The 25,406-nt window shown below is 70.8% G+C and carries 23 protein-coding genes; 11 read left to right on the forward strand and 12 right to left on the reverse strand.

Annotated features, from left to right (window positions below):
• The first annotated feature begins 17 nt into the window (after nucleotides 1-17).
• From AB0H93_RS17355 to fabG, 5 genes are all read left to right on the forward strand, one after another.
• Nucleotides 18-1,163 (forward strand): acyl-CoA dehydrogenase family protein, encoded by a 1,146-nt coding sequence (locus AB0H93_RS17355; protein WP_358573357.1) that lies wholly within the window; start codon nucleotides 18-20, stop codon nucleotides 1,161-1,163.
• A 130-nt stretch (nucleotides 1,164-1,293) separates the two neighbouring features.
• A complete protein-coding gene (locus AB0H93_RS17360; protein ID WP_358573359.1) occupies nucleotides 1,294-3,426 on the forward strand; it encodes an acetate--CoA ligase family protein in 2,133 nt (710 codons plus the stop codon).
• Between the two features lie 68 nt (nucleotides 3,427-3,494).
• Complete coding sequence (locus AB0H93_RS17365) at nucleotides 3,495-3,932, forward strand: OB-fold domain-containing protein (RefSeq protein ID WP_358573361.1); 438 nt, start codon at nucleotides 3,495-3,497, stop codon at nucleotides 3,930-3,932.
• Entirely contained in the window at nucleotides 3,929-5,077 is a 1,149-nt protein-coding gene (locus AB0H93_RS17370; RefSeq protein WP_358573363.1) for a thiolase, read from the forward strand. Before AB0H93_RS17365 ends, AB0H93_RS17370 begins: the two co-directional genes overlap by 4 nt.
• 138 nt (nucleotides 5,078-5,215) lie before the next feature.
• Complete coding sequence (gene fabG, locus AB0H93_RS17375) at nucleotides 5,216-5,950, forward strand: 3-oxoacyl-ACP reductase FabG (protein ID WP_358573365.1); 735 nt, start codon at nucleotides 5,216-5,218, stop codon at nucleotides 5,948-5,950.
• Between the two features lie 55 nt (nucleotides 5,951-6,005).
• Here fabG and AB0H93_RS17380 read toward each other — a convergent pair whose 3' ends face one another.
• On the reverse strand, nucleotides 6,006-7,172 hold the full coding sequence (locus tag AB0H93_RS17380) for a cytochrome P450 (protein WP_358573367.1): 1,167 nt from the start codon (nucleotides 7,170-7,172) through the stop codon (nucleotides 6,006-6,008).
• 124 nt (nucleotides 7,173-7,296) lie between these two features.
• Between AB0H93_RS17380 and AB0H93_RS17385 the strand changes: the two genes are divergently transcribed.
• The gene (locus AB0H93_RS17385) at nucleotides 7,297-7,779 is read left to right on the forward strand and encodes a MarR family winged helix-turn-helix transcriptional regulator (RefSeq protein ID WP_358573369.1); all 483 of its coding nucleotides are present in this window, start codon (nucleotides 7,297-7,299) and stop codon (nucleotides 7,777-7,779) included.
• A gap of 7 nt (nucleotides 7,780-7,786) precedes the next feature.
• Here AB0H93_RS17385 and AB0H93_RS17390 read toward each other — a convergent pair whose 3' ends face one another.
• The 7 genes from AB0H93_RS17390 to AB0H93_RS17420 form a co-directional block, all read right to left on the reverse strand.
• The gene (locus tag AB0H93_RS17390) at nucleotides 7,787-8,941 is read right to left on the reverse strand and encodes a CaiB/BaiF CoA-transferase family protein (protein WP_132492523.1); all 1,155 of its coding nucleotides are present in this window, start codon (nucleotides 8,939-8,941) and stop codon (nucleotides 7,787-7,789) included.
• 222 nt (nucleotides 8,942-9,163) lie between these two features.
• Nucleotides 9,164-9,850: a dienelactone hydrolase family protein gene (locus AB0H93_RS17395; protein WP_358573371.1), complete on the reverse strand. Its 687-nt coding sequence runs from the start codon at nucleotides 9,848-9,850 to the stop codon at nucleotides 9,164-9,166.
• 168 nt (nucleotides 9,851-10,018) lie between these two features.
• Nucleotides 10,019-11,323: a nucleoside transporter C-terminal domain-containing protein gene (locus AB0H93_RS17400; protein ID WP_358573373.1), complete on the reverse strand. Its 1,305-nt coding sequence runs from the start codon at nucleotides 11,321-11,323 to the stop codon at nucleotides 10,019-10,021.
• A 156-nt stretch (nucleotides 11,324-11,479) separates the two neighbouring features.
• Nucleotides 11,480-11,881: a DoxX family protein gene (locus tag AB0H93_RS17405; protein ID WP_358573436.1), complete on the reverse strand. Its 402-nt coding sequence runs from the start codon at nucleotides 11,879-11,881 to the stop codon at nucleotides 11,480-11,482.
• Nucleotides 11,882-12,008: 127 nt separating this feature from the next.
• Nucleotides 12,009-13,604 (reverse strand): MFS transporter, encoded by a 1,596-nt coding sequence (locus AB0H93_RS17410; protein WP_358573375.1) that lies wholly within the window; start codon nucleotides 13,602-13,604, stop codon nucleotides 12,009-12,011.
• 83 nt (nucleotides 13,605-13,687) lie between these two features.
• Nucleotides 13,688-14,764, reverse strand: a complete 1,077-nt coding sequence (locus AB0H93_RS17415) for a DnaJ domain-containing protein (protein ID WP_358573377.1) — start codon at nucleotides 14,762-14,764, stop codon at nucleotides 13,688-13,690.
• Between the two features lie 66 nt (nucleotides 14,765-14,830).
• The gene (locus AB0H93_RS17420) at nucleotides 14,831-15,076 is read right to left on the reverse strand and encodes a biotin/lipoyl-containing protein (protein WP_132492511.1); all 246 of its coding nucleotides are present in this window, start codon (nucleotides 15,074-15,076) and stop codon (nucleotides 14,831-14,833) included.
• Between the two features lie 686 nt (nucleotides 15,077-15,762).
• Here AB0H93_RS17420 and efeU point away from each other — a divergent pair.
• From efeU to AB0H93_RS17440, 4 genes are all read left to right on the forward strand, one after another.
• Nucleotides 15,763-16,596, forward strand: a complete 834-nt coding sequence (gene efeU / locus AB0H93_RS17425; RefSeq protein ID WP_358573380.1) for an iron uptake transporter permease EfeU — start codon at nucleotides 15,763-15,765, stop codon at nucleotides 16,594-16,596.
• On the forward strand, nucleotides 16,593-17,708 hold the full coding sequence (gene efeO / locus AB0H93_RS17430) for an iron uptake system protein EfeO (RefSeq protein WP_358573382.1): 1,116 nt from the start codon (nucleotides 16,593-16,595) through the stop codon (nucleotides 17,706-17,708). The genes efeU and efeO overlap by 4 nt, the downstream gene beginning before the upstream one ends.
• Nucleotides 17,705-18,937, forward strand: a complete 1,233-nt coding sequence (gene efeB / locus AB0H93_RS17435) for an iron uptake transporter deferrochelatase/peroxidase subunit (RefSeq protein WP_358573384.1) — start codon at nucleotides 17,705-17,707, stop codon at nucleotides 18,935-18,937. The genes efeO and efeB overlap by 4 nt, the downstream gene beginning before the upstream one ends.
• Before the next feature lie 302 nt (nucleotides 18,938-19,239).
• The gene (locus AB0H93_RS17440; protein ID WP_358573386.1) at nucleotides 19,240-19,479 is read left to right on the forward strand and encodes a hypothetical protein; all 240 of its coding nucleotides are present in this window, start codon (nucleotides 19,240-19,242) and stop codon (nucleotides 19,477-19,479) included.
• A 65-nt stretch (nucleotides 19,480-19,544) separates the two neighbouring features.
• On the opposite strand, the gene hpaE is transcribed toward AB0H93_RS17440, so the two are convergent.
• The 4 genes from hpaE to AB0H93_RS17460 form a co-directional block, all read right to left on the reverse strand.
• Nucleotides 19,545-21,041 (reverse strand): 5-carboxymethyl-2-hydroxymuconate semialdehyde dehydrogenase, encoded by a 1,497-nt coding sequence (gene hpaE, locus AB0H93_RS17445; RefSeq protein ID WP_358573388.1) that lies wholly within the window; start codon nucleotides 21,039-21,041, stop codon nucleotides 19,545-19,547.
• A 131-nt stretch (nucleotides 21,042-21,172) separates the two neighbouring features.
• Complete coding sequence (gene dapA / locus AB0H93_RS17450) at nucleotides 21,173-22,090, reverse strand: 4-hydroxy-tetrahydrodipicolinate synthase (RefSeq protein WP_358573390.1); 918 nt, start codon at nucleotides 22,088-22,090, stop codon at nucleotides 21,173-21,175.
• The gene (locus AB0H93_RS17455) at nucleotides 22,090-22,770 is read right to left on the reverse strand and encodes a GntR family transcriptional regulator (protein WP_358573392.1); all 681 of its coding nucleotides are present in this window, start codon (nucleotides 22,768-22,770) and stop codon (nucleotides 22,090-22,092) included. The genes dapA and AB0H93_RS17455 overlap by 1 nt, the downstream gene beginning before the upstream one ends.
• On the reverse strand, nucleotides 22,767-24,251 hold the full coding sequence (locus AB0H93_RS17460) for a fumarylacetoacetate hydrolase family protein (protein ID WP_358573394.1): 1,485 nt from the start codon (nucleotides 24,249-24,251) through the stop codon (nucleotides 22,767-22,769). The genes AB0H93_RS17455 and AB0H93_RS17460 overlap by 4 nt, the downstream gene beginning before the upstream one ends.
• A gap of 126 nt (nucleotides 24,252-24,377) precedes the next feature.
• Between AB0H93_RS17460 and hpaD the strand changes: the two genes are divergently transcribed.
• Nucleotides 24,378-25,397: a 3,4-dihydroxyphenylacetate 2,3-dioxygenase gene (gene hpaD / locus AB0H93_RS17465; RefSeq protein ID WP_358573396.1), complete on the forward strand. Its 1,020-nt coding sequence runs from the start codon at nucleotides 24,378-24,380 to the stop codon at nucleotides 25,395-25,397.
• Nucleotides 25,398-25,406: the final 9 nt, after the last annotated feature.

Raw genomic sequence — 25,406 nt, forward strand, 5'->3', positions numbered from 1 at the left:
AAGGAGTGAGGAGAACGATGGACCCGAACGTGTTCGACGACGTGCTGCGCACGGTGCGCGACTTCGTCCGCAACGAGGTGGTGCCCGCCGAGGACGAGATCGACGAGACGAACGCGATCCCGCAGCGGGTGCGCGCGACCGCCGCCGAGATGGGGCTCTTCGGCTTCGCGCTGCCCGAGGAGTACGGCGGGCTGGGCCTGTCGATGAGCGAGGACGTCCGGCTGGCGATGGAGCTGGGCTACACGGTTCCGGCGTTCCGCTCGATGTTCGGCACCAACAACGGCATCGCCGGGCAGGTGATCGTCAAGTACGGCACGGAGAAGCAGAAGCAGGCGTGGCTGCCGCGGCTGGCCGCCGGCGAGGCGATCGCGTCGTTCGCGCTGACCGAGGACGGCGCGGGTTCGGACCCGAGCTCGGTGCGCACCAAGGCGGTTCGTGACGGCGACGACTACGTGATCTCGGGCGCGAAGCGGTTCATCACCAACGCGCCGCAGGCCGACCTGCTCGTCGTGTTCGCCCGCACCGACCAGGAAGCCGAGGCGCACAAGGGCATTTCGGTGTTCCTCGTCGAGACCGGCCTGGACGGGGTCCGGATCGGGCCGCCGAACGTGAAGATGGGCCAGGCCGGGGCGCACACCGCCGAGGTGTTCTTCGACGACGTGCGCGTGCCGGCCGAGGCGATCGTCGGCGGCCAGGAGGGCACCGGGTTCGCCGCGGCGATGTCGTCACTGACCCGCGGCCGCCTGCACATCGCGGCGATCTGCGTGGGGTTGGCGGGCCGGATCGTCGAGGAGTCGGTGCGCTACGCCGCCGAGGCCGAGCAGGGCGGCAAGCCGATCAGCCGGTTCCAGCTGGTGCAGGCGCTGCTGGCCGAGTCGCAGGCCGAGCTGTACGCGGGTCGGTCGATGGTCCTGGAGGCCGCCCGGGAGTACGACTCGGGTGCGGACACCCGGCTGGCGCCGTCGTGCGCGAAGTTGTTCTGCAGCGAGATGGTCTCCCGCGTCGCCGACCGCGCGGTGCAGGTGCACGGCGGCTCCGGCTACATGCGCGGTGTCCCGGTGGAGCGCTTCTACCGCGACTCGCGGGTGTTCCGGATCTACGAGGGCACCAGCGAGATCCAGAAGCTGATCATCGCCAAGCAACTGCTCCGCCAGATCTCCTGACCCGGTTCCCCGCAATTTCAATGGAAATCGAAGGTCCGATTTCCATTGAAATTGCGGCACCACCGGTCACCCGGGCACGGATCCAGGCCGAACGCGAACGATATTCGCTTCCCTTTGCTAGGAGGACTCTGTGGGCGCCGTCGACAACACGGCCATCCAGCGACTGCTGCATCCCCGATCGATCGCCATCCTGGGCGCCTCGGACAACCCGATCAAGTTGTCCGGCCGGCCCATCGAGCTGATGAAGCGGTTCGGCTACACCGGCCGGTTGCTGCCGATCAACGCGCGGCGCTCCGAGGTGCAGGGCCTGCCCGCCTTCCGCAGCCTCGACGACATCGACGGCGACATCGACCTGGCGATGGTGATGCTGCCCGCCGACAAGGTCGTCGACGGGGTGCGGGACTGCGCCAAGCGCGGCATCCCGGCGGCGATCGTCGGCGCCTCCGGCTTCGCGGAGGTCGGCGGGCGCGGCGAGGCGCTGCAGCAGCAGTTGCAGGACGTCATCGCCGAGACCGGCATCCGCGTGCTGGGCCCGAACTGCCTGGGTATGTTCAGCCTGCGGGACCGCGCGCTGCCCACGTTCACCTCGGCGATGGACGACGGCGGCGACCTGCGCGAGGGCCCGGTGTCCTTCGTCAGCCAGAGCGGCGCGTTCGGCACCTTCATCTTCAGCGCGGCGCAGGCCGCCGGGCTGGGCATCTCGCACTTCCTGAACACCGGCAACGAGGCCGACCTGTCGGTGGCCGAGGTGCTCGGCGGGCTGGTGGAGACCGACGAGACCAAGGTGCTGATGGCCTACCTCGAAGGCGTGCACCACGGCCGCGAGCTGCTGCAGGTGGCCCGCCGGGCGCACGAGCTGGACAAGCCGATCCTGGCGGTGAAGGTCGGCCGCTCGGAGGCCGGTGCGCGCGCCGCGCAGTCGCACACCGCGTCGCTGGCCGGCGAGGACGCCGTGTTCGACGGCGCGACCCGCCAGCACGGCATCGTCCGGCTGGACGGGATGGAACAGCTGCTGGACGCCGGCCTGGTGTTCGCCGACGGCAGGCGCACCCGCGGCAGACGGCTGAGCACGCTGTCGCTCTCCGGCGGCGCCGGAGTGCTGATGGCAGACCAGGCCAGCAGCAACGGCCTCCAGGTGCAGCCGTGGGACGAGGCGTGGCAGCGGCGGATGGCCGAGGTCATCCCGCCGTTCGGTTCGCCGCGCAACCCGGTCGACCTGACCGCCACGCTGATCAGCGACCCGGGCATGCTGCGCCGCGCCCTGGAGATCACCGTCGAGCACCCCGGCACCGACATGATCGCGGTGCTGCTGGGCAACTCCGACAACGCGTCCGGGCCGCTGATCGACGCGATCGAGCAGGCCTACCGCTCCACCGACCGGCCGCTGGTGGTGGTGTGGACCGGCGGCAGCGGGCGGCCGCGCCGGCGGCTGCAGGACCTGGGCATCCCGTGCTTCACCGACCCCGGCCGGGCGGCAGCCGCGCTGGGGAAGCTGGCCGACTTCAGCCTGCGCCCGCCGCTGCCGACGGCCGAGCGCCCGGACGACATCGACGACCAGGTTGTCCGCGGAATCCTCCGGGACGCCCGGCAGCAGGGCCGCGCCCAGCTCAACGAGTACGAGTCGAGCCGGTTGATCGCCGCCTACGGCGTGCCGTGCTCGGGGGCGTTCCCGGCCGACGACCCGGACTCTGCGGTGGCCGCCGCGCGGGACCTGGGCGGTCCGGTGGCGGTCAAGCTGCTGTCCGACCACATCGGGCACAAGTCCGACATCGGCGGGGTGCGGCTGGGCCTGACCGGTGACGCGACGATCCGCACGGCCGCCGCGGAACTGCTGGACATCGCGCGGGAGGCCGGCGATCCGGCGGCGCGGCTGCTGGTGCAGCGGATGGCCGGCGGCGACACCGAGCTCATCGTGGGCATCAAGCGCGACCCGGCCTTCGGTCCGGTGGTGGTCGTCGGGTTCGGCGGCGTGCTGGTGGAGGTCCTCGCCGACAGCCAGGTCGGCGTGGCGCCCCTGGACGCCGACGCGGCGAAGCGCCTGCTGACGTCCCTGCGCGGCAGCCGCCTCTTCGGCGAGGTCCGCGGCAAACCCGCGCGGGACCTCGACGCCGCAGCGGACGTGGTCGCCCGGCTGTCCTGGCTGGCCCACGACCTGGCGGACGACATCGCGGAGCTCGACGTGAACCCGCTGCTGCTGGACCAGGTGGGCGAGGGCGTCGTCGCGGTGGACTGCCTGGCGGTGCTGACGAAGCCCGAGAAGTGAGTGCGGTGCCGCAATTTCAATGGAAATCGCGGCCCGGCACGGCGCCGAGAACCAAGGAAGGTACGGAGATGACTGAAGTGACGCCCCTTGCCGGGGCGGCGCCCGAGGCGGTGTTCCGCGACGGCCTGACGGCCGGTGAGTTGCGGTTCCAGCGCTGCGGCAAGTGCGCGGCGGCGGTGTTCCAGCCGCGCGTGCTGTGCCCGGCGTGCGGCAGCGACGAGTTGGACTGGGAACGCAGCAGCGGCCTCGGGACCGTCTACTCGACGACCGCGGTGCGCGGGCGCGAGGGGATGCACAACGTCTCGTTGATCGACCTCGACGAGGGCTTCCGGATGATGTCGCGCGTCGACGACGTGGATGCAGATCAGGTCGTCATCGGCACCCGCGTCGAATTCACCACGGTCGAGCAGGACGGGGCACCGGTGGCGGTGTTCCGGGCCGAATCCGCCGCCGCGCGTGACGACCGACCGGGTGCGGGTGTCCCGCAGGACAAGGAGCAGTCATGACGTTGCGCGGCACCACGGCGGTCGTCGGCGTTGCCGAGTCGGACCTCGGCCAGGTCGCGCCGGGCCTGACCCCGCTGGACCTGGTCGGGCAGGCGACGGTGCGGGCGCTGGCCGACGCGGGCATCCAGAAGTCCGAAGTGGACGGTCTGTTCACCGCGTCGTCCTACTACCCGATGTCGGGCATGGACACCGCCGAATACCTCGGCATCCGGCCGAAGTACGTCGACGGGTCGACGATCGGCGGCAGCTCGTTCGTCTCGCACCTGCTGCACGCCGCGGCGGCGATCAACGCCGGGGTGATCTCGACGGCGCTGATCGTCTACGGCAGCACCCAGCGTTCCGATGGCGGCCGGCTGGTGTCGCCGTCGAAGGCGAACCCGTTCGAGGCGCCGTACCGCGCGCGGCACCCGATCAGCATGTACGCGATGGCGACGGCGCGGCACATGCACCAGTACGGCACCACCCGCGAGCAGCTGGCGGACGTGGCGGTCGCGGCGCGGCAGTGGGCGCAGCTGAACCCGGTGGCGTTCGCCCGCGACCCGCTGACCCGCGAGGACGTGCTGGCCGCGCGGATGATCAGCGATCCGCTGACCAAGCTGGACTGCTGCCTGGTCACCGACGGCGGCGGCGCGGTGGTGCTCACCGGCGCCGAACGCGCCCGGCAGCTGCCCGGCAAGCCGGTGTTCCTGCTCGGCGCGGGCGAGGCGACCTCGCACCGCAGCATCTCGGCGATGCCCGACCTGACGGTCACCGCGGCCGCCGAATCGGGCGGCCGCGCCTTCGCGATGGCCGGGCTGTCCCCGCAGGACGTCGACGTGGTCGAGCTCTACGACGCGTTCACCATCAACCCGGTCCTGTTCCTGGAAGACCTCGGGTTCTGCGAGAAGGGCGAAGGCGGCGCGTTCGTCGCCGAGGGCCGGATCGCGCCGGGCGGGAAGCTGCCGGTGAACACCAACGGCGGCGGGCTGTCGTACTGCCACCCCGGCATGTACGGGATCTTCACCATCATCGAGGCGGTGCGGCAGCTGCGCGGCGGATGCGGAGCCCGGCAGATCGAAGGCGCCGACGTCGCGCTGGCCCACGGCAACGGCGGCGTGCTCTCCAGCCAGGTCACGGCGATCTTCGGCACCGAACGCACCCTGTGAACGACCGACCACAGTAGACGGTCCGGCACTTCCCGCAGTTTCAATTGAAACTGCGCGGGTGCACGGCACGTCCGGGCGTATCGGGGGGACGCCCGGACGTGTCCCACCGGCATGGGACAGCACTAGGAGGATTTGCAGATGTTGCAGGACAAGGTCGCCGTCATCACCGGCGGCGCCAAGGGCATCGGGTTCGCCATCGCGGAGAACTTCGTCGCTCAGGGCGCGAAGGTCGTGCTCGCCGACATCAACGCCGACCACGCCCAGGAATCCGCGGACAAGCTCGGCGGCAAGGGCACCGCGCTCGGCGTGGCCTGCGACGTCACCGACCCGGACGCCGTGCAGGCGGCGATCGAGGCGGCCACCGGCGAGTTCGGCTCGCTGGACGTCATGGTGAACAACGCAGGCATCACCCGCGACGCCACCATGCGCAAGATGACCCTCGACGACTTCGAGGCGGTCCTCGACGTGCACGTCAAGGGCGCCTGGCTGGGCACCCGCGCCGCGGCCGCGGTCATGCGCGAGCAGGGCAGCGGTTCGATCGTGAACATCTCGTCGATCTCCGGCAAGGTCGGCATGATCGGCCAGACCAACTACAGCGCTGCCAAGGCGGGCATCGTCGGACTGACCAAGGCCGCCGCCAAGGAGGTCGCGCACCTGGGCGTGCGGGTCAACGCGGTCCAGCCGGGCCTGATCCGCACCGACATGACGGCGGCGCTGCGCGAGGACGTGTGGAACGCCAAGCTCAAGGAGATCCCGATGCAGCGCGCGGGCGAGCCGGATGAGGTCGCCAACGTGGTGCTGTTCCTGGCCTCCGACATGTCGTCGTACATGACCGGCTGCGTCCTGGAGATCACCGGCGGCCGCCACATCTGACGCCGCACACCGACGAGGGCGCCGCCTCCTGCGCGAGGCGGCGCCCTTTCGCTGCTCAGCCGCGCAGCTTGACCGGGAGCCCGGTCAGCCTGCTGCTCAGGAGGCCGCCGATGCCGGTCTGCCGGAGCTCGCCGAACGGGACCGCGAGGCGGGCGTCGGGGAAGTCGGTCCGCAGCACCGAAGCCACGGCGCGCAGTTCGAGCTGGGCGAGCTGCGCGCCGATGCAGAAGTGCGGCCCGGCGCCGAAGGACAGGTCGGGGCCGGCTGGGCGGGCCGGGTCGGTGTTGATCCCCAGGACGTCCACGAGCACGGGCGCCCGGGCGGGCAGCCGCGCACCGGCCAGCTCGACCTCCTCGGTGGTGAACCGCCAGAGCGTGAACGGCGCGGGCGGGTGCATCCGCAGCGTGTCGCGGACCAGTTCGTCGACCGCCTCCTCGTCCGCTGGGATCCGGTGCGCGCCGTCCGCGAGCAGGCGCGCGATCAGGAAACCGAGGGCCGCGTCGGTGGTGAGCTGTCCGGCGAAGATCAGTCCGAACAGGTGGTACCGCAGCTGGTCCCGGGTGGTCCCCGGGGCGACCCGGTCGCGCAGCTCGGCGGCGAATCCCCTGCTGTCGTCCCGGATTCCGTCCTCCGCGAGCTCCGAGAGCTCAGCGATCGCCCTCCCCTGCGCGCCCGGCTCGGCGCTGAACATCAGCCGGCAGGCGTCGGTTGCGCGGTCGAGGTGGTCGAGCGGAACGCCGAGCAGGTCCAGCAGGACGGTGAGCGGGTAGCGGGTGGTGAAGTCCGCCACCAGGTCGACGTCCGCGCCGCCGGCGGCGAGCTCGGCGAGCAGTTCCCGGGCGATCGCATGGATCCGGTCGGAGTGCTGGTGGATCCGCTTCGCCGCGAAGATCGGTGCGTGCGCGCGCCGCAGCTCGGCGTGCTCCGGCCCGTCGAGGGTGGTGAGGGACGGCTGTTCGGCGGCGGTCCGTTCGAGCCCGGCGCGCTGCGGATCCCAGTCCAGGGGCGCGAATGCGGGGTCCTTGACTATTCGCGGGTCGACGAGAACGGCGCGCGCCAGCGCGTCGTCGGTCACTATCCACGCTCGCCCTCCGGCGGGCGCGTCCACCTGGACGATCGGCCCGGCCGAGCGCAGCGCGGCACGCGCGGGATCCGGCTCGTCCAGGCCGCGGACGAACGGGGCGAACGGGTCTACGCCATCGGGGTGCGGCGCGTTGGTCATCGGGCTCTCCACGAGGTCTACCAACTAGCTTCATCAACAAATTACTTCATGGTGAAGCTAAAGTTGGTAGGGTTGGATTGTCAACGCACCAACCACGGCAACGACGCGGGAGAGCGAACGACCCATGACCGAGGCACGGCAACCCGACGACACCGCAGCGCGCAGCGCGCGCCTCCTGGACGGCCTCCGGAGCTTCGGCGCGAACTACACCGACCTCACCGGCCGCTTCGCGACGTGGCTCGGGCTGCATTCGACCGATGCCGCCGCCCTGGTGGAGATCCTCTACGCCGAGGACAAGGGAACCCCGCTGTCGCCGACCCGCCTCAGCGAACGCCTCGCGCTGACCACCGGCGCGACCACGAACCTGCTGAACCGCCTGGAAAAGCTCGGGCACATCGTCCGCACCCGCGAGCACGCCGACCGGCGCAAGGTGACCCTGCGCAGCAGTGCGCGCATCGAGGATCCCGCGCGCGAGTTCTTCGGCCCCTTCAGCGAGCGCTTCAACGCCCTGGTCGCGCAGTACCCACCGGAGCAGCTGGAACAGTTCGAGAGCTTCCTCGACCAGCTGTGCGCCACGATGGGCGAACCGCCGGACGCGGCGGAGTAGTCGCGGGTCAGTCGCGGGGCGCTTCGTCGACGTCGGCGAGTTCGGCGAGGATCGCGCTGGTGTGCTGGCCGACCTCCGGGATCGGATCCATGCGCGGCTCCCGGCCCGCGACGGTCACCGGCGGCAGCAGGGTGCGCAGCGGCCCGGCGGGCGAGTCGACCTCGCGCCACCGGTCGCGGGCGGCCAGCTGCGGGTGGTCGGCGAACTCCGCCATAGTGCGCATCCGCGCGTTGGCGATGCCGACCTCCTCCAGGCGGGCTTCGATGTCCGCGCTGCTCAGCTTCGCGAACACGGCCTCGATGACCGCCTTCAGCTCGGCGACGTTCTCGACGCGCTTGGGGTTGGCGTCGAACCGGGGATCGGCGGCCAGTTCCGGCCGGTCGAGCACCTGCTCGCAGAACTTCACCCACTCCCGCTCGTTCTGCACGCCGAGGAACACCTGCGCCCCGTCACCGGCCGCGAACGGGCCGTACGGCGCGATGGCCGCGTGCCGCGCGCCGGCGCGCTTCGGCGCGGTGCCGCCGTATGCCGCGTAGTAGTACGGAAAACCCATCCACTCGCCCAGCGCGTCGAACAGCGAGACCTCGAACGCCGTTCCCTTCCCGGTGCGCTCGCGCTCGTACAGCGCCGTGAGCACGCCGCTGTAGGCGTACATGCCGCCGGCGATGTCCGCCGTGGAGATCCCCGTCTTGGCCGGTTCGGCCTCGCTGCCGGTGATGGAAACGAGCCCCGTCTCGCACTGGATCAGCAGGTCGTAGGCCTTCTTGTCGCGGTAGGGGCCGGAGCTGCCGTAGCCGGAGAGGTCGCAGACGATCAGCCGCGGGTGCTTCGCCGTCAGCTCGGCCGCCCCGAGCCCGAGCCGCGCCGCCGCACCCGGTGCGAGGTTCTGCACGAACACGTCCGCGGTCGCCAGGAGCTTGTCCATGATCAGCCGGTCGGCCAGTTCCTTCAGGTCGAGCGCGATGCTCTCCTTGTTCCGGTTGAGCCAGACGAAGTGACTGGCCAGGCCCTTCACCGAGGTGTCGTAGCCGCGGGCGAAGTCGCCCGTCGGGCGCTCGACCTTGATCACCCGGGCGCCCAGGTCGGCCAGTTGCCGGGTCGCGAACGGGGCGGCGACGGCCTGCTCCAGCGACACCACGGTCACGCCTTCCAGCGGAAGCATCGACCCTCCAGGCGAGTATTTGTACGGCCAATTGCCCGCCAACATTGCCCCGCCCGACCAAAAGTTGTCAATGCCCACGATCACGCCGCCCAAGAAAAATGGCCGTACATATGCGCCGGACCGAGCGAGACCTCCAGCGGCTGGTGAGGCCGCGCAGCAAGCCGCCTTCGCCGATGCCCGGCGGCTGCTGCACGGCCTGGACGCCGATGGTGTGTAAGCCCGTCAGGTGAGGTGGCGGCGGAGGAAGTCGAGGGTTCTCGGCCAGGCCGTTCGGGCCGAATCTTCGTGGTACGCCGCCGGGTTCTGGTCGTTGAAGAACGCGTGTCCCGCCGGGTAGACGTGGATCTGCGGGCGGACTTCGGACTGCTGCTGGATCTTGTCGCGCAGTTCCGCTACCGCGTCCATGCTGATGGATCGGTCGTATTCGCCGAAGTGGCACAGCATGGGTGCCGTCAGTCCCGCGAAGTCCGTGTCCGTCACCGACGGCAGGCCGTAGAACGGCACCACCGCGCCGACCCGGTCGCCCTGCTGGGCGGCGAGCACGATCGCGAACTTGCCGCCCATGCAGAACCCGACCGCCCCGACCGCCGAGCCCGTCACCGAGTCGTGCGCCAGCAGGTAGTCGACCGCGCCGGAGAGGTCCCGCGCCGCCTGGTCGACAGGCAGCTCCTGCATCAGCCGCGCCGCCTCCTGCGCGTCGTGCGTGGTGTGCCCGCCGTAGAGATCGGGCGCCAGCGCGACGAATCCCTCCGCCGCCAGCCGGTTCGCGATGTCGGCGACGTGGTCGGTGAGCCCCCACCACTCCTGGATCACCACCACGCCGGGGCCAGAACCGGACGGCGTCGCCAGGTAACCGTGCGCCGTGCGCCCGTTGCTGGCGAAACTGACGTTCTGGTGCGGATTCGTCACGCTGGTACTCCTTCGTCCGGCCGACCCCGACCGGCCCATCGTCGCGCTCGGCCGGGCTGATCGCACACGGTCACACCGCGCCGCCGGGCGAACCGCCCGGCGAAGATCGGCAACGTACCGAGGACCGGCGGCACCTGCCAAGGCCCGACCCGGTGATCCGCGACGGGGTCAGACGAGGACGCCCGCGATGGTGGCGCTGAGCAGGTTCGCGAGGGTCGCAGCCATGATCGCCCGGACGCCGTCCTTCGCGATCCAGCCGCGGCGGCTGGGAACCAGGCTGCCCAGGCCGCCGAGCAGGATCGCCAGCGAACCGAAGTTGGCGAACCCGGTCAGCGCGAAGGTGATGATGGTGGCGCTCTTCTCGCTGAACTGCCCGATCTGCGGGCCGAAGTCGGCGAACGCGACGAACTCGTTGATCACCAGCTTCTCGCCGACGAACCCGCCGGCGGCGACCGCCTCGTGCCACGGCACGCCGATCACCCACATCAACGGCGAGAACAGGTAGCCGAGGATCTGCTGGAGCGTGAGGTCGGGCAGCCCGAACAGCCCGCCGACGCCGCCCACGATCAGGTTGACCAGCGCGATCAGCGAGACGAACGCGAAGAGCATCGCGCCGACGTTCATCGCCAGCTTGAGGCCGTCGGCGGCGCCGCCGGCGGCGGCATCGATGATGTTGCGCGGCTTCTCCTCCGCCTCGGCCTCCACGGCGATCTTCGTCGCGACGGCCGCCTCCGCCTGGCCTTCGTCCTCGGCGGAACCGGCCGAGCCGGCCTCTGCCGGGGCGGACTCAGCCGCACCGGCCTCGGCCGGGGCGGGCTGCTCCTTCGCCGCGGGCATGACGATCTTCGCCATCAGCAGACCGGCGGGCGCCGCCATGAAGCTCGCCGCGATCAGGTTCTCCAGCTTCGCGCCGAGCATCGCGTAGCCGACCATCACGGTCCCCGCCACCGTCGCCAGCCCGCCGACCATCACCGCGAAGAACTCCGAGCGGCTCATGCTCTTCAGGTACGGCCGGATGGTCAACGGCGCCTCGGTCAGGCCGAGGAAGATGTTCGCGGTCGAGTTCAGCGACTCCGGCCGGGTGGTGCCCAGCACCTTCTGCAGGCCGCCGCCGATGATCCGCACCACCCACTGCAGGACGTTCAGGTGGTAGAGCACCGCGGTCAGCGCCGAGATGAAGATGATGATCGGCAGCACCTGGAAGGCGACGACGGTGCCCTGCGACGGCAGGATCGGCCCGACCATGAACTCGATGCCCTCGGTCGAGGAGCTGATCACCTTCTGGACGCCGTCGGCGACGGCGCTGAGCACCTGCTTGCCGAGGTCCCAGCGCAGCACGATCACCGCGAAGGCGATCTGGATCAGCAGCGCACCGATCACGGTGCGGGGGTTGATCGCGCGCCGGTCGGTCGACAACGCGAACGCGAGCAGCAGCACCACCAGCATGCCGCCGATTCCCCACAGGACCTGCACCTGAACCGCCCCTCCCGGTGCCGCCGCGAGAATCCGCGGCGGAGTACTCGAACGCCGGAATTCTCGCTTCCCGCGAATTCCAACGACGAGGCGGGCGGCCGCTCCAGGCCGGGCGCGCAACCGGTCGATCACGGTCCGTCACGCCCGGCCAGCCGGTCAGCGGTCGGCGAGCAGCGGGATCGACCGGCGGCGTCCCCAGGCGATCACCAGGAACAGCAGCACCAGGGCGAACGGCATGAGCGCGACGACCGGCCCGTCGAGCACGAACACCTGGGTGATCGTGGCGCCGACCATGACGCCAGCGAGGCCGAGCGCCGCCAAGCCGGCCAGCCGGGGCACGAGCAGGCCGATGGCGCCCAGCAGTTCGAGACCGCCGGTCAGGTATCGGAACCACTGCCCGAGCCCGATCAGGTCGAACATCTGCACCGCCGTCGGGTCGCCGAGGAGCTTCGGGGCCGAGGCGAGCACGAAGAACGCCGCCAGGAGGATCTGGAGCACCCAGAGCGCGACGTTCGCGCCCCGCCGCTGGGAAACCGCCGCATTCGAACCGATCGTCATGACTGGCACGCCCTCTCCACACCGGATGGAAGTGTTCGCTACTCCCATAGACCGGGGGTGCGACGAGAACTCATCGGTGCCGGGCGGCAAGCCTCGACCCGATCCAGGTCCCGATGCCGGACCCGGCTCAGGAGCGCGACGGTTGTTCCTTCGGGATGAGCCGCGTGAAGAACAGCGAGATCCCGGCGATGAGCGCGAGCACTGCGTCGGCTGCACGCAGGGCCTGCAGCCGCGCGGCTGCGTTCTCCTGCACGATCGCGGAAGCGGCGCCCGGCGGCAATCCGGTCGCGGCGAGGGCCTGTTCCAGGGCGGCGTCGGACAGGAAGGGGGCACCGCTGACGAGCTCGACCTCGGCTTGGGAGGTCACCTGGGGCGGCACGCTCGGGTTCTGGCTGATGCCCTGCAGGAACGATGTGGTCAGGGCAGCGATGAGCACCGAACCGGCCAGCGCGGTGCCGACCGACACGCCGAGGTTCGTGGCGGTGTTCTGGAGACCACCGACCTCGCCGGTCTGTTCGTCCGGGACCGCGGAGACGGTCACGCTGCCCAACTGCGAGGCCAGCGAGCCGATGCCGAGCCCGGCCAAGAGCATGGGCACGGTCGTGACTTCGGGGCCCGCACCGAGCTCGAGTGCCGCCAGCAATGCCACCAGCCCGCCGAAGAGGGCGACCAGACCCCACTGCACCACGCGACGCGGTGATGCATCCGGCCACACCTTCGGGATGCCGACCGCGGCGAGGAGCAGGGTGATGGACAGCGGCAGCAGGCGCGCGCCGGTCTGCAGAGCGGTGAGTCCGAGGGAAACGGACAGGAACAGGGGCACGATGAAGAACAACCCGGCCTGCAAGAGGAACTGGAAGAAGAAGATCGTCAATCCCCCGCGAAGCTGCCGATCGCGCAGCATGGCGGGGGCGACGAGCGGTTCGAGGCCGTGCGCCACGCGCCTGCGCTCGCACGCGAGGAACAGCTGGAGCACGAGCATGCCGGCCAAGATCAGCCAGAGGGTGGCGGAGACGCCCAGCAGAGCCGGTGCGCCCGGCTTGGGCGCCACCCATCCCCAGCTGCTCGAACGCAGCACCGCGTAGACGACCAGCCCGAGACCCGCCGCGGACAGCACCGTGCCGACGAGATCGAAATCCGGGCGGCGGTGCGGCGGCGCGTCCGCCACGCGGCGTGCGAGAAGGACGATCACGATCACGATCACGACCTCACCGGCGAAGACCCACCGCCACGAGAAGTACGTGGTCACGAGGCCGCCGACGAGCGGCCCCACGGCGACGGCTATCGCGCCGGCGGACGCCACGAGCCCGTACGCCCGCGGCCGCTGGGCCTGCTGGAAGTTCGCGGCCACGAGCGCGACGATCGCCGGCATGATGAGCGCGGCGCCCAGCCCTTCCAGCAGGGACCAACCGAGGATCAGCACTCCCAGGCCGGGGGCGAGCGAAGTGGTCAGGGAGCCACAGCCGTAGATCACGCAGCCGACGGTGAACGCGCGGCGTCGGCCGATCAGAGTACCGATCTTGCCGCCGGTGATCATGAACATCGCCATCACCAGGGCGTAGAGCGTGATGGCGGCCTGGATGCCGCTCACCGTCGTGCCGACGTCCTCGGCGACCGTCGCGATGGACACGTTCATCACCGAGGTGTCCAGCGTCATCAGGAACTGCCCGACCGCCAGAGTTCCCAGCACCGTCCCGCCGCCGGTCCCCCTCCTCGCCTGCATGCGGTAATCATCTGCGGAGGACGACGTCGCGGCAGCGCGACCCAGTTCGAATGATCAAGGGCGGCAAGGGAGTTCGCGCCGGATCAGTCGGCGACGACCTGCTCCAGCACGGTGGTGAACGCCTCGCGGTCCACGCTCGCCGGGTCCTGCGCGAGCCATCGCCCGATCTCCCGCACGAACTGCGCCGGGGTCATCGGCGACACCGGATCGCCGTCCTGCTCGACGGTCGTGACGTCACCGGCACGACTCGGGTAGATCAGGACCACGCCGCGCACCTCGACGTCGGGCAGCAGCTCGGCGAAGGCGTCGACGCCTTCCGGCAGCCGGGTCGCGCCGCCGCGGAAGAGGTGGCCGTTGCGCCACAACTCGCCGTCCTCGTCGGCGGTGTAGTGGCCGGGCAGCCAGCTCTTGGACTCCACGAGCACCAGCCGGCGCCCGCACAGCACCGCGTGGTGCACGTCCTCGAACACCGAGTCGGGCCAGGCCAGGCCGTGGAACACGCGCACGCCCGGCAGCCGGGTCAGGTACTTCGCGCACAGCTCGGCGGTCAGCTGCTGCGCGCGCTCGTGCTGCGCGTCGGGCAGGCCGAAGATCCGGCGGCCGCCGAACTCGGAGACGAACGACCGATCGATCCGGTGGGCCCGGATGTGCCGCCGCAGCAGCAGCACGATCACCACGCCGGATGCCACCAGCAGGGACAGCCAGGCGGCCAGCAGCATCGCGGTCAGCTCGACGGCGAGCCCGGCCAGCAGCAGCATCGACCAGCCGCCGACCAGCGCCAGCGTCGGCGCCCGCTCCGGGCCGGTGACCGGCAGGTAGCGGACCCGGGCGCCCGGGTCGACGGTGTCCCACCAGGAGATGTCGTCCAGGCGCAGCCGCGGGACCTTGGGCACGTAGTCCGGGTCTTCGCCGAAATCCCGCCGCCGGCGCCGTTGCGGCCCTCGCGGCCGGCGCGCGGGCTCGTCGACGCGGTCGTAGTCGGCGCGGCGCACCGGATCGTTGAGCGTCTCGTAAGCCTCCTGCAGCAACCGGAAGGTTCCTGCGGTGCCGCCGACATCGGGGTGCATGCTGCGTGCCAGCGACCGGTAGGCGGACTTGATCTCGGCTGCCGTCGCGTCGCGGTTCACGCCCAGCAGCTCGTAATAATCGACCCCGCGCACGGCCCTCCCGCCTCCCACCACTGCGCGGTCATGATAGGGCTTGCGCGGAATTCAAGATCACCCGCGTCAGGTGTTTTCGTCGGCGAGCTCGGCGATTTCCTGCCCCTGGGCGACTTCGGTGCCGTCGGCGAGCAGGAACCGGGTCACGGTTCCGGCGGCGGCCGACTTGACGGGGTTGAAGGTCTTCACCGCTTCGATCACCGCGATGGTCTGGCCGGGATCGACGTGGCCGCCCTCGCGCACGTACGGGTCGGCCTCCGGGGCCGGGCGCCGGAAGAACACGCCTGACTGCTGTGCCTTGACAGTGGACATACCCGGTACCGTGCGCCTTCCCCGGCCGGGTCGCCAGTCGCGCGGCCCTGAAAGCGAAAAAACCCGCTGACCTCCCGGTCAGCGGGCTCTTCCACGCGGGCGGCCGAGACGGCTGGCGCCGTCCCTCCCTTTTGACCACCCGGGACAGCCGCGCGGTCTGAGGTGGCGCCTTGGACCGGCACGGCTAGTTCTGCGGTCGTACGCCGGGGCGACGGGCCGTGGAGCGGGGATGCTCCGGCGACCCACCCGGCACCGCCAGGTCGTTCGCCAGCGGGCGCTGGGGCCCACCGATGCCGCTGCCACCTTAGCCGATGTTCCCGGCTCCGCGGGGAGAAACGTGACCCAGCGCTCCTCACGCGCCACATTCCACACACCGGACGCGTGCGGCACACGGGGTCGGCGAATTCGCGATCCGCCTCAACGCGACACAGATCGGTCCACAGCGGACAGTGCCCAATTCCGGCAGGCAACTAAATGATCTTCGGGACCGAACCCTGCCATTCCGCGCAACCGAAAAGGTATTCGAACATTTCGGACATGTATCGGAAAAGCAGCCCAAACCCGCCGAAAACGATCGCATCGACCCAGGTCAACAGCGTGTCGCAGGGTTCACAACCATTTGACATGAAGGTGAGCCTTACCTATGTTCTCCATGCCTCGCCGGTCACCGAACAAGGAAGATGCGAATGCTATTCAGTAATGCGTTGATCGGACTGCGGGAAGGGCTGGAGGCCGTTCTCGTGGTCAGCATTCTGGTCGCATTCCTCGTCCGGACCGATCGCCGCCGCGCGCTGCCGCAGGTTTGGCTCGGGGTCGCCGCGGCGGTCGCGCTCTCGGTGGCCCTCGGAGCGGTGCTCACCTACACCGCGGCGACGCTCAGCTTCGAGGCGCAAGAAGCCTTCGGCGGGATCGCCTCGATCATCGCGGTCGCCTTCGTCACCGGCATGATCTTCTGGATGCGCCGCGCCGGCCGCACCATGGCCGCCCAGCTGCGCGGTCAGCTCGACGAGGCGCTGCGGCTCGGCCCGGTCGCCGTCGCCACCGTCGCGTTCCTCTCGGTCGCGCGGGAGGGCATGGAGACCGCGGTGTTCTTCTTCTCCAGCGTCCAGTCCGCCGGCGGCGGCACCGTGCTGCCGCTGGTCGGTTTCCTGATCGGCATCGCGATCTCGATCCTGCTCGGCTGGCTGCTCTACGCCGGGGCGATCAAGGTCAACCTGTCGAAGTTCTTCACCGTCACCGGCGTGCTGCTGGTCTTCGTCGCCGCCGGGGTCTTCGCCTACGGCGTGCACGACCTGCAGGAGGCCGGGATCCTGCCCGGCCTGAACGCGCTCGCGTTCGACGTCAGCAACATCATCCCGCCGACGTCCTGGTACGGCGCGCTGCTGAAGGGGATCTTCAACTTCTCCCCGCAGACCACCGTGCTCGAGGCCGTCGTCTGGGCCGGCTACGTCGCGATCGTCCTCCCGCTGTTCCTCCGCCCCCACCGCCCCGCCGAAACCCGCACCGGAGACGCCAAGTGAACCTCAAAGCCCGCACCCTGGTGCCCGCGCTCGGCGCGGTCCTGCTCGCGGCCGGATGCGCCGGCCAGCCCGGCGGCGGCGCGCCCGGCGCGATCACCGTCGAGGCCTCCGATGACGCCTGCAAGCTGTCCGCGACCTCCGCCGCGGCCGGCACGATCCGCTTCGACATCACCAACAAGGGCAGCCAGGTCACCGAGTTCTACCTCTACGACGAGGGCGGCCGGATCGTCAGCGAAGTCGAGAACATCGGCCCCGGCCTGAGCCGCCAGCTCGTCGCCGAGGTGCCGCAGGGCGGCAAGTACACGACCGCGTGCAAGCCCGGCATGAAGGGCGACGGCATCCGCGGCGAGTTCACCGTGACCGGCTCCGCCGCGCCGCAGGGCGGTGCCGCGGCGCAGGCCGTCACCGAGTACAAGCAGTACGTGGACGGGCAGGCCGACGAGCTCAAGGCCAAGACCGCCCAGTTCGTCGCCGCCGTGAAGGCCGGTGACGTGGCGCAGGCCAAGCAGCTGTACGCGCCGGCCCGGCTGCCGTGGGAGCGCATCGAACCGGTCGCGGAGAGCTTCGGCGACCTGGACCCGAAGATGGACGGCCGGGAGGCCGACCTGGAGCCCGGCCAGGCGTTCACCGGTTTCCACCGGCTGGAGAAGGACCTCTGGGTCACCGGCCCGCAGCCGGACACCCCGGCGATCGCCGACCAGCTGCTCGCCGACGTCGACCAGCTCGTCGCGCAGACCCGCACCGTGGAGCTGACCCCGGCGGGCATCGCGGGCGGCGCCAAGGAACTGCTCGACGAGGTCGCCACCGGCAAGGTCACCGGCGAGGAGGAGATCTTCTCGCACACCGACCTGTGGGACTTCCAGGCCAATGTGGACGGTGCGAAGCAGGTCGTCGCCGTGCTGCGCCCCGTGCTGGCCGAGAAGGATCCGCAGCTGGTGGCCACCCTCGACGAGAAGTTCGCCGCGGTGGACGCGCTGCTGGCGCGCTACCAGGTCGGCGACGGGTTCCGGCTCTACACCGAGCTGAGCCCGGAGCAGGTCAAGGAGCTGGCGGCGGCCGTGGACGCGCTCGGCGAGCCGCTGAGCAAGACCGCGGGCGTGGTGGCGCGATGACCGGAGTCTCCCGCCGCAGGCTGTTCGGGCTGGCCGGAGCGGGTGTCGCCGTCGCGGGAGCGGGCGCCGGGGCGGGATATGTCGTGGGCAGCCCCGGCGACGAGGCGGCGACGGTGCCGTTCCACGGTCCGCACCAGGCGGGCATCGTCACGCCGGCCCAGGACCGCATGCACTTCGTCGCCTTCGACGTGACCACGACCGACCGCGCCGAGCTGGTCGCGCTGCTGCGCGACTGGACCCGGGCCGCGGAGCGGATGACCGCCGGGCAGGAGGCGGTCGCGGACGGGGCGGTCGGCGGGCACGCCGAGGAGCCGCCCGGCGACACCGGGGAGGCGCTCGGCCTGCCCGCGTCCGCGCTGACGCTGACCATCGGCTTCGGGCCGTCGCTGTTCGACGGGCGCTTCGGCCTCGCCGACCGCCGTCCCCCGGCCCTCGTCGACCTGCCGCACTTCCCCGCCGACGCCCTCGACCCGGCGCGCAGCGGCGGCGACCTGTGCGTGCAGGCCTGCGCCGACGACCCGCAGGTGGCGGTGCACGCGGTGCGCAACCTGGCGCGCATCGGGTTCGGCAAGGTCGCGGTGCGCTGGTCGCAGCTCGGATTCGGCCGGACCGCCACGACGTCGCGCACCCAGAGCACGCCGCGCAACCTGTTCGGCTTCAAGGACGGCACCAACAACCTGAAGGCCGAGGACACCGCGGAGCTGGACCGGCACGTGTGGGCCCAGCCCGGCGACGGTCCGCAGTGGATGACCGGCGGCACCTACCTGGTGGCGCGGCGGATCCGGATGCACATCGAGACCTGGGACCGGACGTCGCTGGGCGAGCAGGAGACCATCGTCGGCCGCACCAAGGGCAGCGGCGCACCGCACGGCGCGGCCGGCGAGTTCGACCGGGTGGACCTGCAGGCCCGCGGCCCGGACGGCGAGCTGCGCATCGCGGAGGACTCGCACATCCGGCTCGCCGCGCCCGAAACGCACGGCGGCGCGCGGATGTTGCGCCGCGGCTACAACTTCACCGACGGATCGGACGGCCTGGGGCGGCTGGACGCCGGGCTGTTCTTCGTGTGCTTCAACCGCGATCCGCGCACCCAGTTCATCCCGGTGCAGCGCCTGCTGTCCAAGAAGGACCTGATGATGGAGTACCTCCAGCACAACGGCTCGGCGATCTTCGCCTGCCCGCCGGGCACCCGGCCCGGCGGCCACTGGGGCGAGTCGCTGTTCGGTTCCTGATCCCGGACATCGGGCGTTGAATGGCGGAATCCGCATCGCGGGCCGAAAGTCTCTGGCCCCGCAGGTGAAACGGGTAGCACGCTGCGGGATGGAACCCGGAGCTGCGGGATTCCCAGGTGCTGGATCGCGGCGCCAGCCGATTTCCGGTCGTTCGCCCGCAGATGGGGATCCGGGCAACCAACGACGATCGAGCCTCCGCAACCTGGCCGGGAGGCAACCCCAACCCCGCCGAAGAGTCCGGCTGCGGAGGCTCGGGAAGAAGGTCGGCCATGAACAACAGGTGCGTCAGAACGATTGCGGCATTGGGCATATCGGCGGCCCTGGCCGGTGGGGGGTTCGCCATCGGCACGACCGCCAACGCCGCACCCGCCGCCGACAGCTCGACGGCCGTCACGCAATACCACCCGGCACGCCACTGCTGGTGGGAGAACGGGCGCAGGCACCACGTCTGGCACGACGGCTGGTGGGACCACCGGAACCACCGCTGGCACCACGGCTGGTGGAGCTGGGAGTCGCGGCCCGGCCGCTGGCACTGCAGCTGATCACCACTTCGCGACGGAGGCCCCGGGAAACCCGGGCCTCCGTCGACGGCCTGAAGCCGCCGCGGTTACTGGGTGCCGCCGAAGCGGGGCAGGCCGCCGTCGGCGATCCAGGCGTGCACGATGCGCTGGTCCGTGTAGAAGTCGATGCTCCGGGTGCCTCCCTCGTGGCCCACTCCGCTGGCCTTGATGCCGCCGAACGGCGTCCTCAGGTCCCGGATGTTGTGCGAGTTCAGCCAGAGCATGCCCGCCTCGACCTGGTTGGCCACCCGCAGGCCGCGCTTGAGGTCGTTGGTCCACACGTAGGCCGCCAGGCCGTACTTCGTGTCGTTGGCCAGCCGCACCGCCTCGGCCTCGTCGTCGAACGGCGTCACCGCCACCACCGGGCCGAACACCTCCTCCCGGAACAGCGTGTGCTCCGGGGTGACGTCGGCGAACACCGTCGGCTCCAGGAAGTTTCCGTCCGGCAGGTGGTCCGGCCGCTTGCCGCCGGTGACCAGCCGCGCGCCCTCCGCCTCGGCCTTCGCCACGTGGCCGATCACCTTGTCGAAGTGCTCCGGGTGGATCAGGGCGCCCAGTTCGGTGGATTTGTCGCCGGGCGGGCCGACCTTGAACCGCGCGGCGCGCTCCCCCAGCTGCCGCACGAAGTCGGCGTAGATGCTGCGGTGCACCAGCACCCGCGAACCCGCCGTGCAGCGCTCGCCGTTGAGCGAGAACACCCCGAAGATCGCGCTGTCCAGGGCCGCGTCCAGGTCGGCGTCCGCGAAGATGATGTTCGGCGACTTGCCGCCGAGCTCCATCGACAGGCCCTTGAGCCCGTCGGCGGCGTTGCGCATGATCACCTGGCCGGTGGCGGTCTCGCCGGTGAACGACAGCACCGGCACGTCCGGGTGCCGGACCAGCGCGTCGCCGGCCTGCTCGCCGATGCCGTGCACGATGTTGAACACCCCGGCGGGCACGCCCGCCTCGGCGAAGATCTCCGGCAGCAGGCTCACCGACAGCGGCGACCACTCGGCCGGCTTGAGCACCACCGTGCAGCCCGAGGCCAGCGCGGGCGCCAGCTTCCAGCTCTCCAGCATGAACGGCGTGTTCCACGGCGTGATCAGCCCGGCCACGCCCTTGGGCTTGCGCACCACGTAGTTGAGCTGGACGTCGGCGACCCGGTAGGCCTCCTCGGTCTGCACCACGATCAGGTCGGCGAAGAACCGGAAGTTCTCCGCCGCGCGCTTGGCCTGCTGCTCGACCTGGGAGATCGGCAGGCCGGTGTCGAAGGATTCCCACGGCGCGATCTGCTCACCGCGGGCCTCGATGCCGTCGGCGATCCGGTTGAGCACTCCCGCGCGGGCGCGATTGCGCATGTCGGCCCACCCGCTGTCGCGGAACGCCTCGGCCGCGGCCGCGACCGCGCGGTCGACGTCGGCGGCCTGGCCGGCGGCGGCGCGGGTGTACTCGGTGTTGGTCGCGGGATCCAGCACCCCGAAGGTCTGCCCGCCGGCGCTGGGCACGTGCTCGCCGCCGATGTAGTGGGTGATCAGCTCGGGAACCTGCTCCGGTGCGTTGCTCATAGTTCGCAGTCCTCTTCCTCTAAGCCCGTCCACGCCCGGTGATCCCGCAGTTTCAATTGAAACTGGGGCCTGGAGAGGGAGACCGGGCACAGTTTCAATTGAAACTGCGGACACCACTTGCCCGGCGGCACTCAGCTCGGGATCAGGTCGCCGCCCTCGGCCAGCAGGGTCTCGATCTTGGTGCGGCCCCCGTCGGTGAGGGGGATCAGCGGCGGCCGGACGTGGTCGCTGGCGATCAGGCCCCGCTCCGCGAGCACCGCCTTCACCGCGGACGGGTTGGTCTCGGTGAACACCAGCTCGACCAGCGGGTGCAGCCGGTAGTGCAGGTCGATCGCCTCGTCCACCCGACCGTCCACATAGGCCTGGTACATGTCCGCGACCGCCTTCGGCGCCAGGTTGGCCACCGCGCTGACGAACCCGACGCCGCCGATTGCCAGCAGCGGCAGGCACAGCAGCTCGATGCCGGACCACATCAGGAAGTCGCGGCCGCAGGCCTTGAGCACGTGCGAGAAGTGCTCGAAGTCCTTGGTGGTCTCCTTGATCCCGACGATGTTGTCGTGCGCCCTGCGCAGCCGGGCCACGGTGGCCGGGTCGACGCTGACCGCGGTGCGGCTGGGCACGTTGTAGACCACGATCGGCAGGTCCGGGTACTCCGCGGCGACCGTCGAGTACCAGGTGAACAGCGCCTCCTGGGTGGGCCGGGCGTAGTAGGGCGTGATCACCAGGGCGATGTCGGCGCCGAGGTCGCGGGCGTGCCCGGTCAGCTCCAGCGTCTCGTCCAGCTTCGCCGATCCGGTGCCCGGCAGGAACGGCACCCGGTCGGCGGTCTCCGCCGCCACGATCTCCAGCGACCGCTTGCGCTCCGCGAGCGTCTGGGCGCTGGGCTCGCCGGTGGAACCGCCGCTGGAGATGCCGTGCGAGCCGTTGGCCAGCTGCCAGCGGACCAGGTTGCGCAGGCCCGTCTCGTCGAGTTCGCCGTCCGCGGTGAACGGCGTGACCACCGGCGCGATCGAGCCCCTGACCTGCGTCGGGTCGGCGCGGAACCTCATCATTCCTCCTCTTCTTCGGCGGTCGCCTGCAGCGAGGCCACGGCCGCGCGAGCGGTCCGCAGCGTGTGCTCCCGCGCGAATTGCTCCACAGTGGACTCCGCCGCGCCGCAGGCGACGAGCTGCAGCAGGGCCTCGTGCTCGGCGAAGGATTCGGCGTAGCGCTCGGGGACCAGCGCGAAGCTGGACCGGCGGATCAGGTCCAGCCGCGACCACTCCCGCTCCAGCAGGCCGAGCAGGTGCGCGTTCGCGCTCGCCCCGCACAGCGCGCGGTGGAACTCCCGGTTGAGCTCGGTGTAGGCGCGGGCGTCGCCCTGCTCGGCCTTGCGCTTGAGCTCCTGGTTGATCGCCCGCGCCCGGTCGAGCTCGGCCGCGCTGATCAGCCGCGCGCCCGAGGCGGTGGCGAAGCCCTCCAGCAGCGCCAGCGCCTCCATGCTGTTCAGGTACTGGTCCGGGTCGATCGAGGCGACCTGCGCGCCCACGTTGCGCTGGTAGCTGACGTAGCCCTCGGCCTCCAGGCGGCGGATCGCCTCCCGCACCGGGACCACGCTCATGTCCAGCTCGCGGGCGATCTGCTCCAGCACCAGCCGCGCGCCCGGCGCCAGGGTCCGCTCGACGATCTGCTGCCGGAGGTGCCGGTAGGCGATCTCGGACTTCGACGCGCCGTCCTGCGCCGCAGTCACGCTGCACCGTCCCGCCACTGCTGGTACCGCTCCCGCCATTCCCCGCCGAGCGGGTACAGGCCTTCGATGCGGTGGCCCGCGTCGACCTGCTGGTAGATGAACCGCTCCTGGCGTTCCTGCTCGGCGGCGTCGGCGGCGACCTCGTCGGCCAGGGCGGGCGGGATGACGACCACGCCGTCGTCGTCGCCGACGAGGACGTCGCCGGGTTCGACCAGTGCTCCCCCGCAGGCGATCGCGACGTTGTCCTCCCACGGCACGTGCCGGTTGCCGAGCACGGCGGCGTGCTGGAAGGCCGCGAAGGTCGGGATGTCGAGGTCCGCGAACGAGCCACTGTCCCGCACCGCGCCGTCGGTCACGATCCCGGCGCCGCCGGCGCGCTGCACCCGCAGCGCGAGGATGTCGCCGATGGTCCCGGCGTGGGAATCGCCGCGCGCGTCGATGACCAGCACCTCGCCGGGCCCGATGGAGTCGACCGCGGACTTCTGCGCGTTGTAGCCGCCGCCGCGCTTCTCGAAGAGGTCTTCGCGCAGCGGCAGGTAGCGCAGCGTGTGGGCGCGGCCGAGCAGCCGGGTGCCGGGCTTGGCCGGGCGGACCGATTCGATGAACGCGTGGTGGATGCCGCGCTTGCGCAGCTGGGCGGAGATCGTCGCGGTGGCGACGCCGCGCAGGTTCCGCTCGGTCTCCTCGGAGAGCCCGAGCCCGGCCGGTTCGCCGAAGGCGTCCTTCCGGTCCTTTTCGGACAGTGCCGGGAGCGCGCCCGGCCCGCTCATCGGTTCGTCGCTCTCGGCGATCACCGTCCGGAGCCTGCCGCCCTCGCCGACCTCGACCTCGACGACGTCGCCGACCCGGACGATCGGCGGCGCGGCCGGGGTGCCGGTGAGGATGATGTCGCCGGGTTCCAGGGTGAGCGACCGGGAAAGATCGGCGATCAGGTAGTCGAAGCCGAACAGCAGGCCGCCGGAGTCGTCCTCCTGGACGAGCTCGCCGTTGACCCACAGGCGGATGGCCAGATCGCGCAGGTCCACGCCGGCGGGGTCGATGATGGCCGGGCCGACCGGGGTGTAGCCGTCGGAGCCCTTGCTGCGCACGTTGGAGCCGCGGTCGGCGTAGCGCAGGTCGTAGCAGCCGATGTCGTTGGCCGCCGCGATGCCGCCGATGTGGTCCGCGGCGGATTCCAGCGGCACGTTGCGCGCCCGTTCGCCGATGATGATCGCGATCTCGCCCTCGACGCCGAGCGCCTCCGCGCCGCGCGGGCGCACGGCAGCCTGGCCGTCGGCGGCCAGCGACGACGGCGGCTTGAGGAAGTACGACGGCTCCCGGGGCGTCCGGCCGCGCTCCCGCGCGCGGCTGCGGTAGTTCAGGTGCACCGCGATGATCTTGCTGGGCGAGAGCCCCAAGGGGTGCGACACCGGATTCCTCCCGTCGGGCGCACGATCCGTTCGCCGAGATATTGAACCCAAATCAGATACGATGTCAACCAAGATCGATACGCCCGCCCAAATGACCTGATCGAGTTTTCGTTCAGCAATAGGGACTATTGACGCCCCAGAAGACGCTGCGTAATCTTCAACGCCATCCAATCATATATGATTCTGGTAGGTGCGCGAATGCCTGTCCCCGCTCCCGACGTGGTCCGCGCCGCGGACGCCGAGCTGGCCGTCACCGATCTGCCACGTGCTCGCCGGTTCTGGGTGGACGCACTCGGTTTCGAAGCCATCGAAGAGGACGACGAGGTCATCTACCTGCGCGGCTACGAGGAGTTCCTGCACCACAGCCTCGTGCTGCGCAAGGCCCCGGAGCCCGGCCTGCGGCGGCTGGCGTACCGGGTGCGCACGCCCGAGGACGTCCAGCGCGCCAAGGAGTTCTTCGCCGCCAAGGGCCTGCCCACCCAGGAGGTGCCCGCCGGCACGACGCGCGGCATCGGCGAGGCGGTGCGCGTCGAGGACCCGCTGGGCTTCCCGGTCGAGTTCTTCCACCACGCCGAGCACGGACCGCGGCACGTGCAGCGCTACGACCTGCGGCGCGGCGCGGAACCCGCGCGCATCGACCACTTCAACGTGCTGACCCCGGACGTGCAGGCCGCGCACGACTTCTACGCCGAGCTCGGCTTCCGCACCTCCGAGACCATCGAGGACGACGAGCAGCTCTACGCGGCCTGGATGTTCCGCAAGCCGACGGTGCACGACATCGCCTTCACCGGCGGCGCCGGGCCGCGGCTGCACCACATCGCGTTCTTCGTCCCGGAGTCGCACCACATCCTGCGGGCCTGCGACATCCTCGGCGCCACCGCCGACCACGCCCACATCGAGCGCGGGCCGGGCCGCCACGGCGTGTCCAACGCCTTCTACCTCTACCTGCGCGACCCCGACGGCCACCGGCTGGAGCTCTACACCAGCGACTACTACACCGGCGACCCCGACCACCCGACCACCCGGTGGAGCGTGCAGGACCCGCGCCGCCGCGACTTCTGGGGCCACGACGTGGTCGCCTCCTGGTACCGCGAGGGATCGACCGCCTTCGGCCTGGACGGCAAGCCGAAGCCGCTGGTGCACCCGCCGGTGTCGGAGGAGACGGTGCACGTCGGCGCCGACGGGATCGGCGTGGTCACCGAGGCGCAGCTCCAGTAGTCCTGACCG

Origin of the sequence: Saccharopolyspora sp. NPDC050642 (assembly GCF_040654735.1) — a bacterium.
Classification (GTDB): Bacteria; Actinomycetota; Actinomycetes; order Mycobacteriales; family Pseudonocardiaceae; genus Saccharopolyspora; species Saccharopolyspora elongata.

What these genes read in the sequence shown, in the direction of transcription:
- AB0H93_RS17355 (WP_358573357.1), top strand. Translation starts at nt 18, where the DNA reads ATGGACCCGAACGTGTTCGACGACGTGCTGCGCACGGTGCGCGACTTC.
- AB0H93_RS17365 (WP_358573361.1), top strand. Translation starts at nt 3,495, where the DNA reads ATGACTGAAGTGACGCCCCTTGCCGGGGCGGCGCCCGAGGCGGTGTTC.
- AB0H93_RS17370 (WP_358573363.1), top strand. Translation starts at nt 3,929, where the DNA reads ATGACGTTGCGCGGCACCACGGCGGTCGTCGGCGTTGCCGAGTCGGAC.
- fabG (WP_358573365.1), top strand. Translation starts at nt 5,216, where the DNA reads ATGTTGCAGGACAAGGTCGCCGTCATCACCGGCGGCGCCAAGGGCATC.
- AB0H93_RS17380 (WP_358573367.1), bottom strand. Translation starts at nt 7,172, where the DNA reads ATGACCAACGCGCCGCACCCCGATGGCGTAGACCCGTTCGCCCCGTTC.
- AB0H93_RS17385 (WP_358573369.1), top strand. Translation starts at nt 7,297, where the DNA reads ATGACCGAGGCACGGCAACCCGACGACACCGCAGCGCGCAGCGCGCGC.
- AB0H93_RS17390 (WP_132492523.1), bottom strand. Translation starts at nt 8,941, where the DNA reads ATGCTTCCGCTGGAAGGCGTGACCGTGGTGTCGCTGGAGCAGGCCGTC.
- AB0H93_RS17405 (WP_358573436.1), bottom strand. Translation starts at nt 11,881, where the DNA reads ATGACGATCGGTTCGAATGCGGCGGTTTCCCAGCGGCGGGGCGCGAAC.
- AB0H93_RS17410 (WP_358573375.1), bottom strand. Translation starts at nt 13,604, where the DNA reads ATGCAGGCGAGGAGGGGGACCGGCGGCGGGACGGTGCTGGGAACTCTG.
- AB0H93_RS17420 (WP_132492511.1), bottom strand. Translation starts at nt 15,076, where the DNA reads ATGTCCACTGTCAAGGCACAGCAGTCAGGCGTGTTCTTCCGGCGCCCG.
- efeU (WP_358573380.1), top strand. Translation starts at nt 15,763, where the DNA reads ATGCTATTCAGTAATGCGTTGATCGGACTGCGGGAAGGGCTGGAGGCC.
- efeB (WP_358573384.1), top strand. Translation starts at nt 17,705, where the DNA reads ATGACCGGAGTCTCCCGCCGCAGGCTGTTCGGGCTGGCCGGAGCGGGT.
- hpaE (WP_358573388.1), bottom strand. Translation starts at nt 21,041, where the DNA reads ATGAGCAACGCACCGGAGCAGGTTCCCGAGCTGATCACCCACTACATC.
- dapA (WP_358573390.1), bottom strand. Translation starts at nt 22,090, where the DNA reads ATGAGGTTCCGCGCCGACCCGACGCAGGTCAGGGGCTCGATCGCGCCG.
- hpaD (WP_358573396.1), top strand. Translation starts at nt 24,378, where the DNA reads ATGCCTGTCCCCGCTCCCGACGTGGTCCGCGCCGCGGACGCCGAGCTG.